Below are 14,101 nucleotides of genomic sequence, written 5' to 3'. Positions count from 1 at the left end.
GGTCAGCGCCGGTGATGTTGGCTGTGCCGCCGTCATCGCGAGCAAGCTCGGCTCCCACAGGGTTGGGTGGTGTACCCAGATATTACAAACACCAACGATCCACTGTGGGAGCGAGCTTGCTCGCGATAGCGGTGGGTCAGTGCCGGTGATGTTGGCTGTGCCGCCGTCATCGCGAGCAAGCTCAGCTCCCACAGGGTTGGGTGGTGTACCCAGATATTGCAAACACCAAAGATCCACTGTGGGAGCGAGCCTGCTCGCGATAGCGGTGGGTCAGCGCCGATGATGCTGGCTGTGCCGCCGTCATCGCGAGCAAGCTCGGCTCCCACAGGGTCGTTAAGCCAGTTGAGCGGCTCGGCTGGCTTGCGGTGCGGGGTCGGCATTTTTGTAGGTGCCCCAGAATACCGAGGGGATCAGTCGCGCGTTGCAGGGGCAGGTACTGCGGCTATCCAGGGTGCCGGCCATATGCCTGCCATGGCTGACCATGTGCCCGATACCGCCCCTGATCTGATAGGTGTTCCCGTCCTGCCCACAAGAGACGCGGTCACCTTCGCGGGCATGCTACAGGTCAAACATGTTCACCTTGCCGTCGCCATCCAGCACTTTCCCACCGCAAGTGGTCTTGTCGCCCTGACCAATGAAGTAACCCTCGTTCATTGGATGTTCTCCTTCATCGCATTCGAGTGCAGGCGATGAACCTCCGCCAACCTAAGCCCAGGCAAAAAATCCTCCGCCATCGGCACACCCTCCCGCACGATAATCATGAAACGCCTCTGAAGCGTATTAATGATCTCATCGCCATTGCTCAGGCGACTGCCCACCAATGCAATGTTGCTATTGTTCTTCCCAGCGCCAGTGATGATCCGTGCCGTGCTGCCATCGGCATACACCACCTCATCGCCTTTCTGCGCGGCGCGTACCTTCCAGCCATTATCCAAGGTGAACGTCAACGACGATGACACTTGCTGGATCGTTCCGCCGTCACGCGTCTGGCTGCCCTCGGTGGCCACTCGGTAGATGGCAATTGGCGGATGAGCTTCGACGAAGGCTTTTTGTCGACTCATGAATGCCGCGACTTCTTCGCCGTAACCCTCCAGTTGGCGTGGCTCCAAGTACAAGTCATCCAAATGACGAAGAGCTTCATGGGAGATTTCGTTGGTGTAGGGCGCATCCAAAGATGAGTGCATTTCCAGGGGCCTTATTCATGGGCTTCAGGCTGCGTCCCTTGCCGCTGGGAAGGAGCACTGAGCCGGACGATTCGGAATGATGAATAAGACGTTGCAGCGCTGGCGAGTCGCAACCCCAGCGGAGTGGTATCTGGAACGAATAGGAAGTGTCGTAACCAGAAATGCGCGTTTTCCTACAGCCCAAAGGAGCCTGATGCAACGCCCACCACCCGCCCTTCTTCTAGGGTCCTCAATCGAAGCAGCACTTTTTCCCCGTTGTCGGAACTGTCAACTCTGACAGTAGCGAAAGTGCTCGGGATAGCTTCAGTCTTCCAGACGTCGACGTTCGATCAAACCGTTCGACCTCATGAGCTGTGATTCGCAGCCCATAAAATTAATTTGGCTCCAAACATGGATAAAAAATTGATGAGCACAATAGCCTGGTCGGGCCGCACAGCCATATCTCGCAAACACCCCGCCACATCACCTTCTACGGAACAAGACAGCGTCGTTGTCGACGGCGCGACATTTACACATGCCTATGCATGCGTGAACGGTATTCGCCTTCACTACCTCATGGGCGGTGATGGTGAACGCCCAATTTTGCTGGTGCATGGGTTTCCGGGCAGTTGGCGTAGCTGGGAGCCGTTGATGGGCGCATTGGTGCGTGCCGGTTATACACCCATCGTTCCTGATTACCGCGGCGCTGGCGAAACGGATATTTCAGTCGGTGGCTACGACAAAAAAAGCATGGCCCATGATCTGCACGAACTGGTCACGCTCTTGAACATCAAGCAGGTCGATATCATTGGCCATGACATCGGCTTGATCATTGCCTACGCCTACGGGGCGCTTTATCCGGCGGAAACCGGGCGCATTGTGTTGATGGACGGATTTATTCCGGGCATTCCCGGATGGGAAGCTGCCTATAACGGGAATGCTGCAACCGGCATAACCAGCAAATGGCATTTTCGCTTCTTTGGTAAAGCGGCCCTCACCCTGATTGAAGGACAAGAGAAAACCTACCTGGACATGTTCTTCGATGACTTCGTACTCGCGCGCAACGCTAAAGTCAGTAACGCGGTGCGACAGGCGCTGGTGCATGACTACTCCCGGCCTGGACGCATGGAAGCGGCCTTCAAGCTCTATTCAACCTGGGTAGAACAGGATGCGCATGACAACCTGGAATTTTCCAAGAACAAATTGACTGCTCCACTACTCACCATCGGCGGGGACCACTCGAGAGGAAAGACCTTGGCCGAACAGGCCTTGTACATTGCGACGCAACCGCACTCATTGATATTGGTAGATACCGGGCATTGGGTGCTGGAGGAACAAACGCAGGCGACTCGCGAAGCGATTTTGGCGTTTTTAACAATCACTCAATGACCCAAGTGCTAATGCCAGTCAGTTAAGCGCAATCGCTGTGGGCGGCAGCCCAGGCAACCCAAAACCTGTGGCGAGGGAGCAAGCTCCCTCGCCACAGGGGATTGGATCGAGGTTCAGCGTTGAGCTGAGAGACTTGGGGCGAATTGAAGATTGTCATCGCGAGCAAGCTCGCTCCCACAGGCGTTTTCCCACTTAACCCGCTACTCGGTATTGCCAGTCAACAACGCCACAAACGCCTTCGCCATCGGCGAACGCTGGTCCTTGCGCTGTACCAGCCACACCGCCGACACCGCCGCTGGATCGAGCAGCGGTCGATAGACCACCCCATCGATACGCATGCGCTGGTAAGACGCCGGCAATACCGAGACACCCAGCCCCGCCGCCACCAAGCCGATGATGGTCATGGCTTCGCCGGCTTCCTGGGCGAAGTGCGGGCTGAAGCCGGCGTCGCGGGCCAGGTTCAGGAGTTGGGCGTAGAGGCCGCTGCCGTAGCTGCGGGGGAAGAACACGAACGGTTCCTGGGCCAAGGCCGAGAGGAACAGGCCGTCTTCATTGCCTTGGGCCAGGGGGTGCTTGGCACTGAGCACGGCTACCAGCGGTTCGCGGCTGAGCTCGATTTCCGCCAGGGAGTCAGGCAACGGCAACGGTCGCATGATGCCCACCTCGATCTCTTCGTCCACCAGTGCGTCGGCCACTTGGGTACTGCTCATTTCCCGCAGGTTCAGGTGCACCGCCGGGAAGCGTTGCCGGAATGAAAAAATCGCCTGGGGGATGGTGGAATTGAACGGCGCCGAGGAGGTGAAGCCGATCTTCAGTTCGCCCAATTCCCCCAGTTGGGCGCGGCGGGCGACGTCGGCGGCTTTGTCGACCTGGACCAATACCCGTCGCGCCTCTTCAAGGAACAACCGTCCGGCCTCGCTCAATTCGACCCGACGATTGGTGCGTTCGAACAGCCGCGCGCCAATCTCCTGCTCCAGCGCCTGGATCTGCTGGCTCAAGGGCGGCTGGGAGATGCCCAAGGCCAGCGCGGCACGGCCGAAATGCAGTTCTTCGGCAACGGCGATGAAGTAACGCAGGTGACGCAGTTCCATGGGCCATCCAATAGGTCGTAAAACGTCTTAAACAGGTCGAACAATATATTGGATAGAAACATTAGCCGGCTATATGCTTTTTTCATTGCCTGCCTGATCGTGCCCTTGCGAGGTCCACCGTGAAAACTGCTGTCGCTCCACTGGCCCATGAAATCCCACCGCGTGTGCAGGATGATGTCGTCGCCGAACTCAAGGAGATCTATATCGAGAAGGGCACGCCGATGTTCATGCGCACGGTGCTGGCGCTGTTCAGTGGTGGCTTTGCGACCTTTGCCCTGCTGTATTGCGTGCAACCGATGATGCCGCTGTTGTCCAAGGAATTTTCCATCAACGCGGCGCAGAGCAGCCTGATCCTGTCGGTGGCGACCGGCCTGCTCGCCATCGGCCTGTTGATCACCGGCCCGATTTCCGACCGTATCGGCCGCAAGCCGGTGATGGTCGCGGCGCTGTTCGCCGCCTCGGTGTGCACGATTGCCAGCGCCATGATGCCGACCTGGCAGGGTGTATTGCTGCTGCGCGCCTTGGTGGGGCTGTCGTTGAGCGGGTTGGCAGCCGTTGCGATGACGTATTTGAGCGAGGAAATCCATCCCAAGCACATCGGCCTGGCGATGGGGCTATACATCGCCGGCAACGCCATCGGCGGCATGTGCGGACGCCTGATCACCGGGGTCTTGATCGACTTTGTCAGTTGGCACACCGCGATGCTGGTGATTGGCGGCCTGGCGCTGATCGCGGCGGCGGTGTTCTGGAGAATCCTCCCCGAGTCACGCAACTTCCGTCCCCGTTCGCTGCACCCGCGCAGTTTGCTGGACGGCTTTACCATGCACTTTCGCGACGCCGGGTTGCCACTGCTGTTTCTTGAAGCCTTCGTGTTGATGGGCGCGTTCGTGACGCTGTTCAACTACATCGGCTACCGCCTGCTGGCCGAGCCTTATCACTTGGACCAGGCTTTTGTCGGGTTGCTGTCGGTGGTGTACCTGTCGGGCATCTACAGCTCGGCAAAAATCGGTGCACTGGCGGACAGACTCGGCCGGCGCAAAATGCTCTGGGCAACCATTGCGCTGATGCTGGCCGGCCTCGCGTTGACCATGGCCACCCCGCTATGGCTGGTCGTGCTGGGCATGCTGGTGTTCACCTTCGGTTTCTTCGGCGCCCACTCGGTCGCCAGCAGCTGGATCGGCCGCCGCGCCCTCAAGGCCAAGGGTCAGGCTTCGTCACTTTACCTGTTCAGCTATTACGCCGGATCCAGCGTTGCGGGTACGGCGGGCGGCGTGGCCTGGCACCTGGGGGGGTGGAATGGTGTCGGCCTGTTCATCGGTGGTTTGCTGGTGATCGCATTGTGGGTGGCGGTGAAGCTGGCGAAATTGCCGTTGCTGCCGGGGAATGTGCAGGTTTAGCCATCACGAGAGCCCTCTCCAACCCCGGGACAGAGCGAACACTTTGTGGCGAGGGAGCTTGCTCCCGCTCGGCTGCGCAGCAGTCGCAAACTGGTTGGCGGGGTTCACCTGTTGCACCGCGGCGTCTGGTTTTGGGGCGGCTGCGCCACCCAGCGGGAGCAAGCTCCCTCGCCACAAAACCTCATACTCCTGGTCAAAATTGCTACGTCTTCAACCCGTCATTGACGCAACACCACCCGCGCACCCAGCAAACCATTCTCAGCTTCCAGAGTGAGCGATTGCAGCACCGCACCCTCCCGCTCTTGTTGATCCAGCCAACGAAGCAACGAATTGGCCTCGCCACTGACGGCGAGTCGCAACGAATCGCCGTCGACCTCCATTTCCGCTATTTCCAACCCCGCCGCTGTCGCATCCTCGTTAACACGCACCGACAAGGGCCGTGTGGCGGCAGTCGCCTCCCGGGTGGGTTCGGCGCGCTGGATCCGGGCACTCAGTTCGGCCTGTTGGCGATGCTGTCGTTCAGCAACCTCCAGCCGTTGCCGAGTCGGTTGCCAAATCGCGGTATAGGCCAGCGCCACCAGCACCAACCCGGCAAGTCCCAGCAACAGTCCTTGCTCACGGCGCGATGTTCTCCCCCAGGCCTGTTTCAAAGCCAGCCATCCCTTGACGTTCATCAACTGTTCTCCAGCGTGAGAATGGCCTGCACGCGATTGTTCTGTTTGCTCGCGCTGCCCAGGGTGACGGGCAATCCGTTCTGCTGCCCGCGCTCACGCAGTTGCTCAAGTTCGACGAAGCTGTTGGCCGTCAGTTGGATCTTCCAACCCTCGCCTTCACGAAAATCGATGCGCTGCACCTCGACGCTGCTGGCGCCAATGACCTGCTCGGTCAGACGAGCCAGACGCGCGACCTGGGTGTCCTGACTTTGTCCACGACGACTCTGCAATGCCTGGAACTGCGCCGCCAGGTCGACGATCCGCTCCTGCCCGGGATACAACGACCTGAATCGCTGTTCGCTTTGGGCATAGAGAAGCCGGGTTTCGTTTTCAAGAAAACGTAGGCGGGCTTCACTGAAGGCCCAGGTGAGCACCAACGCGCCCAGCACAGCCGCCGAAGCGCCGCGCCATGGCAGCGGTTGGCGGCGCCGACGAAACTCGCCCTGCAACAGGTCGACGGGCTGTCCGCCAGCGCCCAACAACCACTCATCGATGCCCTGGCGATCACGTTCCTCGTCCAGCCAGTGGATGTCTTCGGGCAGGCCTGGCTTGAGCGTCGCCAAGCCTCGGGCCGACAACGACATCCGCGCCGACAGCCCTGCGCCCAAGAGCCAGCGCCCGAACCAGCGCACGCCAAACGCCTGCTCATCGGCAAGCAGATCGGCATCGACATGCACCGCACGCACCTCAATGCCTTGTGCCGCCAGCAACGCCAGCAGCGCCCGGAACCGGGTCCGCTCCGTCACCATCATCGGATAGCGGTGCTGACGGTCGCGCGGGCCGATGCTGATGTGCAGCGCCTCCAGGTTTTCACTCAGTTGTTCTTCGATGGCGAATGCCAGGGCCTGAGGGCGGGGCTGGCGTCGAGAGGGCCATGGATCGCTGCGCAACCAGCTGCACATTTCCATTGGCAACAGCACATCGACGGGCCGTCCGTTCAACTCGTCGGACGCCTCATGCAGAGGCAGGCGACGACGCTCGCCGGTGGGCGACCACACGCAGCACGGCCAGTTGGCGCAAGGCGCGCCCAGGCCTTCGGCCGTCAGGTAAAGCCAGGTTTTCATCAGGGAAGCTCGCTGGTGCTCAAGGGTAGGAAACGACGCTGACGAACAGTCCAGCGCCCGCTAACGGAATCACGTTCGATATCCGAGGCCAGGCGTAGACGACTGTCGGCGTGGGTCACACTCACGGTGATCCGGAACCAGCGACTGCCCACCCCCAGACCGTGGCTGTTGAGGCCCAGCCCGGACAACACCGGGTCGTTGGTAAACGCCTGCACGCTGGCGTAGGGCGCGTGGCGACGCTGGTTGACCAACACGTTGGCCGGCCCGCCCTCCATGCCGTCCAGGGTCATCAGCAATAGCAGCGATGCGGTATTGATATTCAGCCGCGCGTCCTTGGGCAGCAACACCACCCACGGTTCCAGGCGCCGCAGTGTCTGGCCATCGATGCCCGGCAACAGGCGCAGTTGACTCAGCTCCTGCACCGGCCCGACCTGGGGCAACGACAGCGGCGGTAAATCCAGCAAGGCCAGCAAGCGAGTCCAGCGGCCGAGGGTGACCTGATCGATTTGCCCCAGGGCCAGCAGCGCGTTGAGATTCAGGCGCCCGGACAAATCCTCGATACCGATGTGCAGCTCGGCGCCGTCCACTTCCAGGACGGGCCCGAGCCGAACCCAATCCTGGCTCAGGTCAACGGGCCCGGACGGCGTTATCCCACTGTTTTCCAACACCACCCGCGCCCAGTCTTCCCCTGCCAATCCCAATTGCCGCAACTGGACCTGTTGCAGCTGCTGCGCGCTGCTGTGCAACAACAGGCGATGACTGCGCAACAGGCCACCGACCAGCAGCAAGGCCAGGCTCAGCACCAGCAGCACGCTGATCAGCGCCACACCGCGTTGTCGGCTCATGGCAACGCCCCCGGCAACAGCAACACCCGACGGACCTGTTCGAAACGCCCCGCCGACACGATCAACTCCAACGCCAGCGGCGCAATGTCGCCCGCGGTTTCGCTGTGCCAGCCCCGCTGCGGGTCGAACACACGCCAGCTCAGGCCGTGTACGTCGTCGAGCAGCTTCTGCTGCTGCACAAGGGACGTGCCTTCGCCGACACCGTCGCGCCACAACGCGGCACCCTCGAGTCGATAGCTCACCGTCTGCCGTTCGCTGCGCGGCTGGTCCAGCGGATTGCGCCAATGGCTGCGCTGCAGTTGCAAACGCCCCGGCGCGAGCACGACCGAGCCGGCAACCGCCTGCCACACATCCCGCTCGATCACGCCGACGGCACGCTGCAAGGCCCGGATGTCGCGCTCATGCTGACCGGTCCCCTGCTGGGTGCGCACGACGCCGTCGAACAGCCGCCAACTGGCCAGGCCGAGCAAGGCAAAAATGCCGATGGCGATGACCAGCTCCAACAAGGTGAACCCCGACTGCTTATTCATCACGGCTGCGGATCCATCCGGTGGTGCGGTGCACGACCGTCGCGCTGTCGACACGGCTGACCTGAATCTCGACCTGCAGCAAGCGCCCATCAGCGGCCGGGGCGATACGTTGTTGCAAGAGCCAGTCGCGACGATCCAGGTGCCGGCTCAGCCGCTGTTGCCCTGGTGGCGTAGCGGCTTGCAGGCGCAGTTCGTTCAACTGATTGTCCGCCAGCCAGGCGCCGAACAGACGGTCCTCAAGCCCGGCGCTTTGCTTGAGCACGAACTGACTGGCCGAGAGCACGGCCGCCGCCAGCGTCGCGAAAATCGCCAGGGCGATCACGACTTCCAACAGCGTGAAGCCCCGGCAACCGGCAGCCGGCCTGCGAGCGTCAGTCATCGATCAGCGGCTCCGCCAGGCCATCGCTCAACACCCGGGAAATCGTCTGCCCGGCGACTTTGATGAGCAGCCTGAAGGGGCTGATCTCGTCGCTGCTGAGCATCAGCAACTGCGGTGGACCTTGAACATCATCGAGCCTGAGGACATGACCGTCCTGCTCCAACCCGAGCGTCAGCCCCTCAGGCAATCGATGCAACGCCGACACCGCCGTCCAGCCCTGGGCCTCAAGGCGCAAGGCCTGGTAACCAAGAGGCTGCACGCGCACGCCGTATTCCTGCCCATCCAATACCGCCCGCTCGCGCAACTGCTGGACCACACGCACGAAATCTTGGGCTTGCTGCCGGGCTTCACGCGTCGGGCTCGACCCCGTGGCGAAGCTGACCATGCCCGCCAGTACCCCGATCAGCACGATGACAACCATCAGTTCCAGCAAGGTGAAGCCCCGGCAATGACGACCCATGTTCACTCGGCCCAATTGCCGATGTCAGCCGCCATGCCTTCGCCGCCCGACACGCCATCGGCGCCCAGCGAATAAAGGTCATAGCCACCGTTGAGGGACTTATGCCCAGGATTGAGGTACTGGTAGGGCGTACCCCAGGGATCGACCGGCAGGCTTTTCAGATACCCCTGGGGGTTCCAGTTCCTGGCTGCAGGCGTACCGGACGGGCGTTTGCTCAGCGCCTCCAGGCCTTGTTGGGTCGACGGGTACTGGAAGTTATCGAGGCGGTACATTTCCAGGGCCGTGGCGATCGCCTGGATATCGGTGCGGGCGGCCGTAGCCTTGGCTTGATCGGGTCGGCTCATGAACTGCGGCACCACGATGGCGCCCAGCACGCCAATGATGACCACCACCACCATGATTTCGATCAGGGTGAAGCCGCGTTGAGGGCGTGCAGGTCGTTTGCTTTGAAATTTCATCGGTCAATTCACCAATTGGTTGAGGCTCAGGATCGGTAGGAGGATGGCCATGACGATCAGCAGCACGACGCCGCCCATCAACACCAACATGGCCGGTTCGAACAGGCTCACCACCAGCGCGATACGCGCCGCGAGGCTGGCTTCCTGTTGTTCGGCGGCCCGGGCCAGCATGCTGTCGAGCTCGCCGGCCCGTTCGCCGCTGGCGATCATGTGCAGCATCAGCGGCGGGATATCGCCGCCCTGCTCCAGGCCGCGGGTCAGGGTCCCGCCTTCGCGGACCGAACGGGCGACGTCGGCCATGCGGGCGCGGATCGTCAGGTTGCCGATCACCTGCGCGGCGATGTGCAAGGCATCCACTAGAGGCACGGCGCTTTTGCTCAGGATCGCCAGGGTGCTGGCGAATCGGGCCGCCTCCATCGCCCGCAGCACTTCGCTCAACACCGGCAGCCGCAGCAACACACGGTGCCAGCGCAGGCGCCACGCCGGTTGGCGCAGGCTCCAACGCCACAGCCCGAGCAGCCCGGCCAGCGCACCGAGCAGCAGCAAGCCATAGCGGCGCAAGCCATCGCTCACGGCGATCAACGCCTGGGTCAGCCAGGGCAACGGCTGGCCGCTGTCGATGAAAATCTTCACCACATCCGGCACCACGTAGCCCAACAGGAAACCAACAATCGCGACACAGGCCAGCATCAGGATCAGCGGGTACACCAACGCCAGCTGAATACGCTGGCGCGAGGCCTGGCGCGCCTGGGTGTAGCTCGCCAGCTGCTCCAACACTTGCCCCAGGTGCCCGGATTGCTCGCCCGCCGCGACCGTGGCGCAGAACAGCTCGGGGAACGCCTGGGGGAAGGCCCTCAGGGCCGTCGCCAACGCATGGCCTTCCATCACCCGGCTGCGCACCGCCGCCAGCAGGTGGGCGACGCGGCGCTTCTGGCTCTGTTGCGCCACCGCTCCCAGGGACTCTTCGAGGGGCAGGCCGGCCTGGATCAAGGTGGACAGCTGCAATGTCAGCAACGCCAGATCTGCCGGGCTCAAACGCGTTCCGGCATGCCGCCCGCCCAGGGTTCGCGGTTCCTTGGCTGCAGCCAGTTCGCTGGGCAGCAAGCCGCGCTCGCGCAGCAACTGGCGAGCATGGCGCGGGCTGTCGGCTTCCACACGACCCTTGCAGCGGCGGCCCTGGGCGTCTTCGGCCCGATAGTCGAAGGTCGGCACGGTGCTAATCCTCCTGGGTGATGCGCAGCAGTTCGTCGACGCTGGTCAGACCTTGCAGCACCCGCTGGCGGCCGTCCTGAAACAGGCTGCGGGAGGTCTTGCGCGCCTCGGCGGCCAGCGCCTGCTCGGTGGCGCCCTGATGAATCAACTGCGACAGGGCGGCGCTGACATTCACCAGCTCATAGATGCCGAAGCGTCCGCGATAACCCTTCTGGCAGTGCTCGCAGCCCTGGGCCTTGAACAATCGGGGCGCGGCATCGGCGTCGAGGCCCAGACGCCGACACGTAGCGGCGTCGGCCACATAAGGCGTCTTGCAGGACGGGCACAGGCTGCGCAACAAGCGCTGGGCGACAACGCCGGCCAGGGACGACGCCAGCAGATAGGCATCCACGCCCATGTCCACCAGCCGCGTGACCGCGCCGACGGCGGTGTTGGTGTGCAGGGTCGAGAGCACCAGGTGCCCGGTCAGCGACGCCTGGACGGCGATTTCGGCGGTGTCGCGATCACGTATTTCGCCGACCATCACCACGTCCGGGTCCTGGCGCAAAATGGCCCGCAAACCACGGGCGAAGGTCATGTCGACTTTCGGGTTGACCGGCATCTGGCCGATGCCCGGCAGGTGATATTCGATCGGATCTTCGACGGTGAGGATGTTGCGGCTCTGGTCGTTGATGCTGCTCAACGCCGCGTACAGGCTGGTGGTTTTCCCCGACCCCGTGGGCCCGGTGACCAACACGATGCCGTGGGGCTTGCCGAGCAACTGGCGCAGGCCGGCCAGGGTGTCGTCGGGCAGGCCCAGGCGCTGTAGCTCCAGGCGCCCGGCCTGCTTGTCGAGCAGGCGCAGCACCACGCGCTCGCCATGGGCCGAAGGCAGCGTCGAGACCCGCACATCGACTTCGTGCCCGGCCAGGCGCAAGGCCATTCGGCCGTCCTGGGGCACGCGTTTCTCGGCGATGTCCAGGCGCGCCATGACCTTGATTCGCGACACCAGCAGACTCGCCAGTTCCCGGCGCGGACGGAGCATTTCCTGCAACTGACCGTCGATGCGCATGCGCACCGACAGGTACTGTTCGAACGTTTCCAGGTGCACGTCCGACGCGTGTTCACGGACGGCCTCGCTGAGCAAGGCATTGATCAGCCGGATGATCGGCGCATCGCCCTGTTGCTCCAGCAGGTCGGTGGTCTGCGGCATCTGGTCGGCCAGGCTGAGCAGGTCCAGTTCCTCGTCCAGGCCTTGGGCGACCTGTTCGGCGGCGCTCTGGCCCTGGCGATAGACGCAGGCCAGGCGCGCGGCGAACGCCGCCGGCTCCAGTACCTGGATAGGTAAATCCCGACCGCACAGACGTTGCACTTCGGCCACGGCGGTCAAGGGTGTATCGCGGCGCATGACCAGGCTCAAGGTCGGCCCCTCGCCTTCCAGCAGCACGCCCAGGCGCCTGGCGAAACCAAAGGGCAACGGCTCGCTCACAGTTCACCGGAGCGCTGTGGGCGCGGGTCGGCCGACGGCGCTTGCGGGGAGGATTCGAACAACTGGCGAGCGTCCCGCGGCAGCAGCAGCGAATTGTTTTTCCGCGAGCCCGGCTTGCTCAGGTCCCGGAGCGCGTCATAACGCTGGCGGCTCACCTCGGCGAGGTCTTCGTTGCTGCGCACGATGGTCGGGCGCAGGAATACCATCAGGTTGCTTTTGGTCTGGGTGTCGCGGTTCCAGCGAAACAGCGCGCCCAGGTACGGAATACTGCGCAGCAACGGCACACCGCTTTGCTGGGTACGGACACTGTCGCGGATCAGGCCGCCGATCACGATGATCTCGCCATCGTCCGCCAGGATCGTGCTCTTCAAGGCCCGCTTGTTGGTGATCAGGTCCGAGGAGTCCACACCGGAGACCGACGGCGCGATGTCCGAGACTTCCTGCTCGACCTCAAGGCGCAAGGTCGAGCCTTCGTTGATGTACGGCTTGACCTTGAGGCTGATGCCGACGTCCTTGCGTTCGACGGTGGTGAACGGATTGTCCGCACCGTTACCGCTGGTGGCGTAGGAGCCGGTCTTGAACGGGACGTTCTGGCCCACGATGATTTCCGCCTCCTGGTTATCCAGGGTCAGCAGGCTGGGTGTGGACAGCAGGTTGCTGTGGGTATTGCTCGCCAACGCCGAGATCAGCGCACTGAAGCGGTCGCCGCCCAGCCGCAGGATCGCGCCTTCCGGTCCTTTATCAAGTTCGCTGAGGTTCAGGTTGCCGATGATCGGGATGTCGGTTCCCGGGAAGTTGATGAACCCGGTCGCGCTGCCTCTGTCGAGGCCCCACTGCACGCCCAAGGCTTCGGTAATGTCCCCGGAAACCTCCACGATGGCCGCGTGGATAAGCACCTGGGCCCGAGGTTGATCGAGTTCACGGACGATGTTTTCGATGGTGCGGACCTGGGCCGGATCGGCGATTAGCACCAGGGCATTCTGGCTTTCATCGGCCTTGATCATGAACGGGCGGGTGGCGGCAATGTCCCGCTGGCCGGCCAGGGTCGGCGTGGTTTTTTTATCCTGCCCGACGCCTTCCAGCACCTCAGCCAATTGCTTGGCATCGCTATGGCGCAGACGGATGACCCGGGCGTTGTCCTGGGATACGACGGCAGGGACGTCGAGGGTCCGAGCCAGGTCGACCAAGCGCTGACGCACCGCCGGTGCGCCGATGACCACCAGGCGATTGCTGCGGGCATCGGCGATCACCAGGCCCGCCATATCGCCCTCGCGCTTGCCACCGGAGGCTTCCATCAACGGTGCGATATCCCCGGCCTGGGCATGCCGCAACCGCACCACCACATGATTGCGGTTGCGCCCTGAGTCCAACTGCCGAACCACGTCGGCAATGCGCTGGGCATTGGCAGCCGTGTCGGTGACCACCAGCGCGTTGGACGATACCGAAGGGCCGACGTAACCATTGGCCGATACCAAGGGCCGGACCAGCCCGGCGATGTCGGCGGCAATGCTCGATTGCAGATCGATGACCCGGGTGACGAACTGCGACGGTGTGGTGCTCTTCGCATCAGTGATTCCAGCGCGCGTCTTGGCCTCGCTGACCGGGGTGATCAGGATCCGCTCGCCCTCGTCGATCACAGTGAAGTTGTGTGCATCGAGTACCGAATAAAACAACCGACGCACGCCTTCGCGGTCCAGCGCCTGGCGGGACATCACCGTAATGCGCCCGGACACCCGCGGATCAAGCACCACGGTCTTGCCCAGGATCGCCGAGAACTCCTCGACCACGTCGCGCAGTTCCGCATTGTTCATCGCCAGTTGCCATTGGGTCTCCTCGGCCTGCAGCGAACCGGAGAACGCCACTGGGCAGGACACGGCCAGGCAGAACAGGACGCGCGAAACACCGCCCCGGATAAAGCTGTTCATGAATTCG

Annotated in this window: 14 protein-coding genes; 2 read left to right on the top strand and 12 right to left on the bottom strand. The window is 62.7% G+C overall.

Going from position 1 to position 14,101, the window contains the following annotated elements; genetic code table 11:
* Nucleotides 1–650 precede the first annotated feature (650 nt).
* The gene (locus AB4Z20_RS24185; protein WP_253471130.1) at nt 651–1,184 is read right to left on the bottom strand and encodes a hypothetical protein; all 534 of its coding nucleotides are present in this window, start codon (nt 1,182–1,184) and stop codon (nt 651–653) included.
* A gap of 390 nt (nt 1,185–1,574) precedes the next feature.
* Between AB4Z20_RS24185 and AB4Z20_RS24180 the strand changes: the two genes are divergently transcribed.
* Nucleotides 1,575–2,552, top strand: a complete 978-nt coding sequence (locus tag AB4Z20_RS24180; RefSeq protein ID WP_442090708.1) for an alpha/beta fold hydrolase — start codon at nt 1,575–1,577, stop codon at nt 2,550–2,552.
* Between the two features lie 200 nt (nt 2,553–2,752).
* Here the strand turns inward: AB4Z20_RS24180 and AB4Z20_RS24175 are convergent, their stop codons facing one another.
* Nucleotides 2,753–3,643, bottom strand: coding sequence for a LysR family transcriptional regulator (locus tag AB4Z20_RS24175; protein WP_186651213.1), 891 nt, complete (start codon nt 3,641–3,643; stop codon nt 2,753–2,755).
* A 119-nt stretch (nt 3,644–3,762) separates the two neighbouring features.
* On the opposite strand from AB4Z20_RS24175, the gene AB4Z20_RS24170 reads away from it, so the two are divergent.
* Nucleotides 3,763–5,040, top strand: a complete 1,278-nt coding sequence (locus AB4Z20_RS24170; protein ID WP_437180702.1) for an MFS transporter — start codon at nt 3,763–3,765, stop codon at nt 5,038–5,040.
* A 218-nt stretch (nt 5,041–5,258) separates the two neighbouring features.
* Here the strand turns inward: AB4Z20_RS24170 and gspM are convergent, their stop codons facing one another.
* Genes gspM through gspD form a run of 10 tightly spaced genes read right to left on the bottom strand, consistent with a single transcriptional unit; the run spans nt 5,259 to nt 14,094 of the window.
* Complete coding sequence (gene gspM / locus AB4Z20_RS24165) at nt 5,259–5,714, bottom strand: type II secretion system protein GspM (RefSeq protein WP_442090709.1); 456 nt, start codon at nt 5,712–5,714, stop codon at nt 5,259–5,261.
* Entirely contained in the window at nt 5,714–6,817 is a 1,104-nt protein-coding gene (gspL, locus tag AB4Z20_RS24160) for a type II secretion system protein GspL (RefSeq protein ID WP_442090707.1), read from the bottom strand. The genes gspM and gspL overlap by 1 nt, the downstream gene beginning before the upstream one ends.
* On the bottom strand, nt 6,817–7,662 hold the full coding sequence (locus AB4Z20_RS24155; protein WP_442090706.1) for a type II secretion system protein GspK: 846 nt from the start codon (nt 7,660–7,662) through the stop codon (nt 6,817–6,819). Before AB4Z20_RS24155 ends, gspL begins: the two co-directional genes overlap by 1 nt.
* A complete protein-coding gene (locus tag AB4Z20_RS24150; RefSeq protein WP_018603471.1) occupies nt 7,659–8,192 on the bottom strand; it encodes a type II secretion system protein GspJ in 534 nt (177 codons plus the stop codon). Before AB4Z20_RS24150 ends, AB4Z20_RS24155 begins: the two co-directional genes overlap by 4 nt.
* Complete coding sequence (gspI, locus tag AB4Z20_RS24145; protein ID WP_442090705.1) at nt 8,185–8,571, bottom strand: type II secretion system minor pseudopilin GspI; 387 nt, start codon at nt 8,569–8,571, stop codon at nt 8,185–8,187. Before gspI ends, AB4Z20_RS24150 begins: the two co-directional genes overlap by 8 nt.
* A complete protein-coding gene (gene gspH / locus AB4Z20_RS24140) occupies nt 8,564–9,031 on the bottom strand; it encodes a type II secretion system minor pseudopilin GspH (RefSeq protein WP_442090704.1) in 468 nt (155 codons plus the stop codon). Before gspH ends, gspI begins: the two co-directional genes overlap by 8 nt.
* 2 nt (nt 9,032–9,033) lie before the next feature.
* On the bottom strand, nt 9,034–9,489 hold the full coding sequence (gene gspG / locus AB4Z20_RS24135; RefSeq protein ID WP_320389798.1) for a type II secretion system major pseudopilin GspG: 456 nt from the start codon (nt 9,487–9,489) through the stop codon (nt 9,034–9,036).
* 3 nt (nt 9,490–9,492) lie between these two features.
* On the bottom strand, nt 9,493–10,701 hold the full coding sequence (gene gspF, locus AB4Z20_RS24130) for a type II secretion system inner membrane protein GspF (RefSeq protein ID WP_258690230.1): 1,209 nt from the start codon (nt 10,699–10,701) through the stop codon (nt 9,493–9,495).
* Between the two features lie 4 nt (nt 10,702–10,705).
* Nucleotides 10,706–12,169 carry a type II secretion system ATPase GspE gene (gene gspE / locus AB4Z20_RS24125; protein ID WP_320389796.1) on the bottom strand — a complete coding sequence of 488 codons (1,464 nt, stop codon included), beginning with the start codon at nt 12,167–12,169 and terminating at the stop codon, nt 10,706–10,708.
* Nucleotides 12,166–14,094 carry a type II secretion system secretin GspD gene (gene gspD / locus AB4Z20_RS24120; protein WP_253471113.1) on the bottom strand — a complete coding sequence of 643 codons (1,929 nt, stop codon included), beginning with the start codon at nt 14,092–14,094 and terminating at the stop codon, nt 12,166–12,168. Before gspD ends, gspE begins: the two co-directional genes overlap by 4 nt.
* Nucleotides 14,095–14,101 lie beyond the last annotated feature (7 nt).

It is taken from the genome of Pseudomonas sp. KB_12, assembly GCF_052114545.1.
Taxonomy (GTDB): Bacteria; Pseudomonadota; Gammaproteobacteria; order Pseudomonadales; family Pseudomonadaceae; genus Aquipseudomonas; species Aquipseudomonas brassicacearum.
The sequence above is the reverse complement of the archived record's forward strand: the minus strand, read 5'-3'. Positions and strand labels throughout refer to the sequence as shown.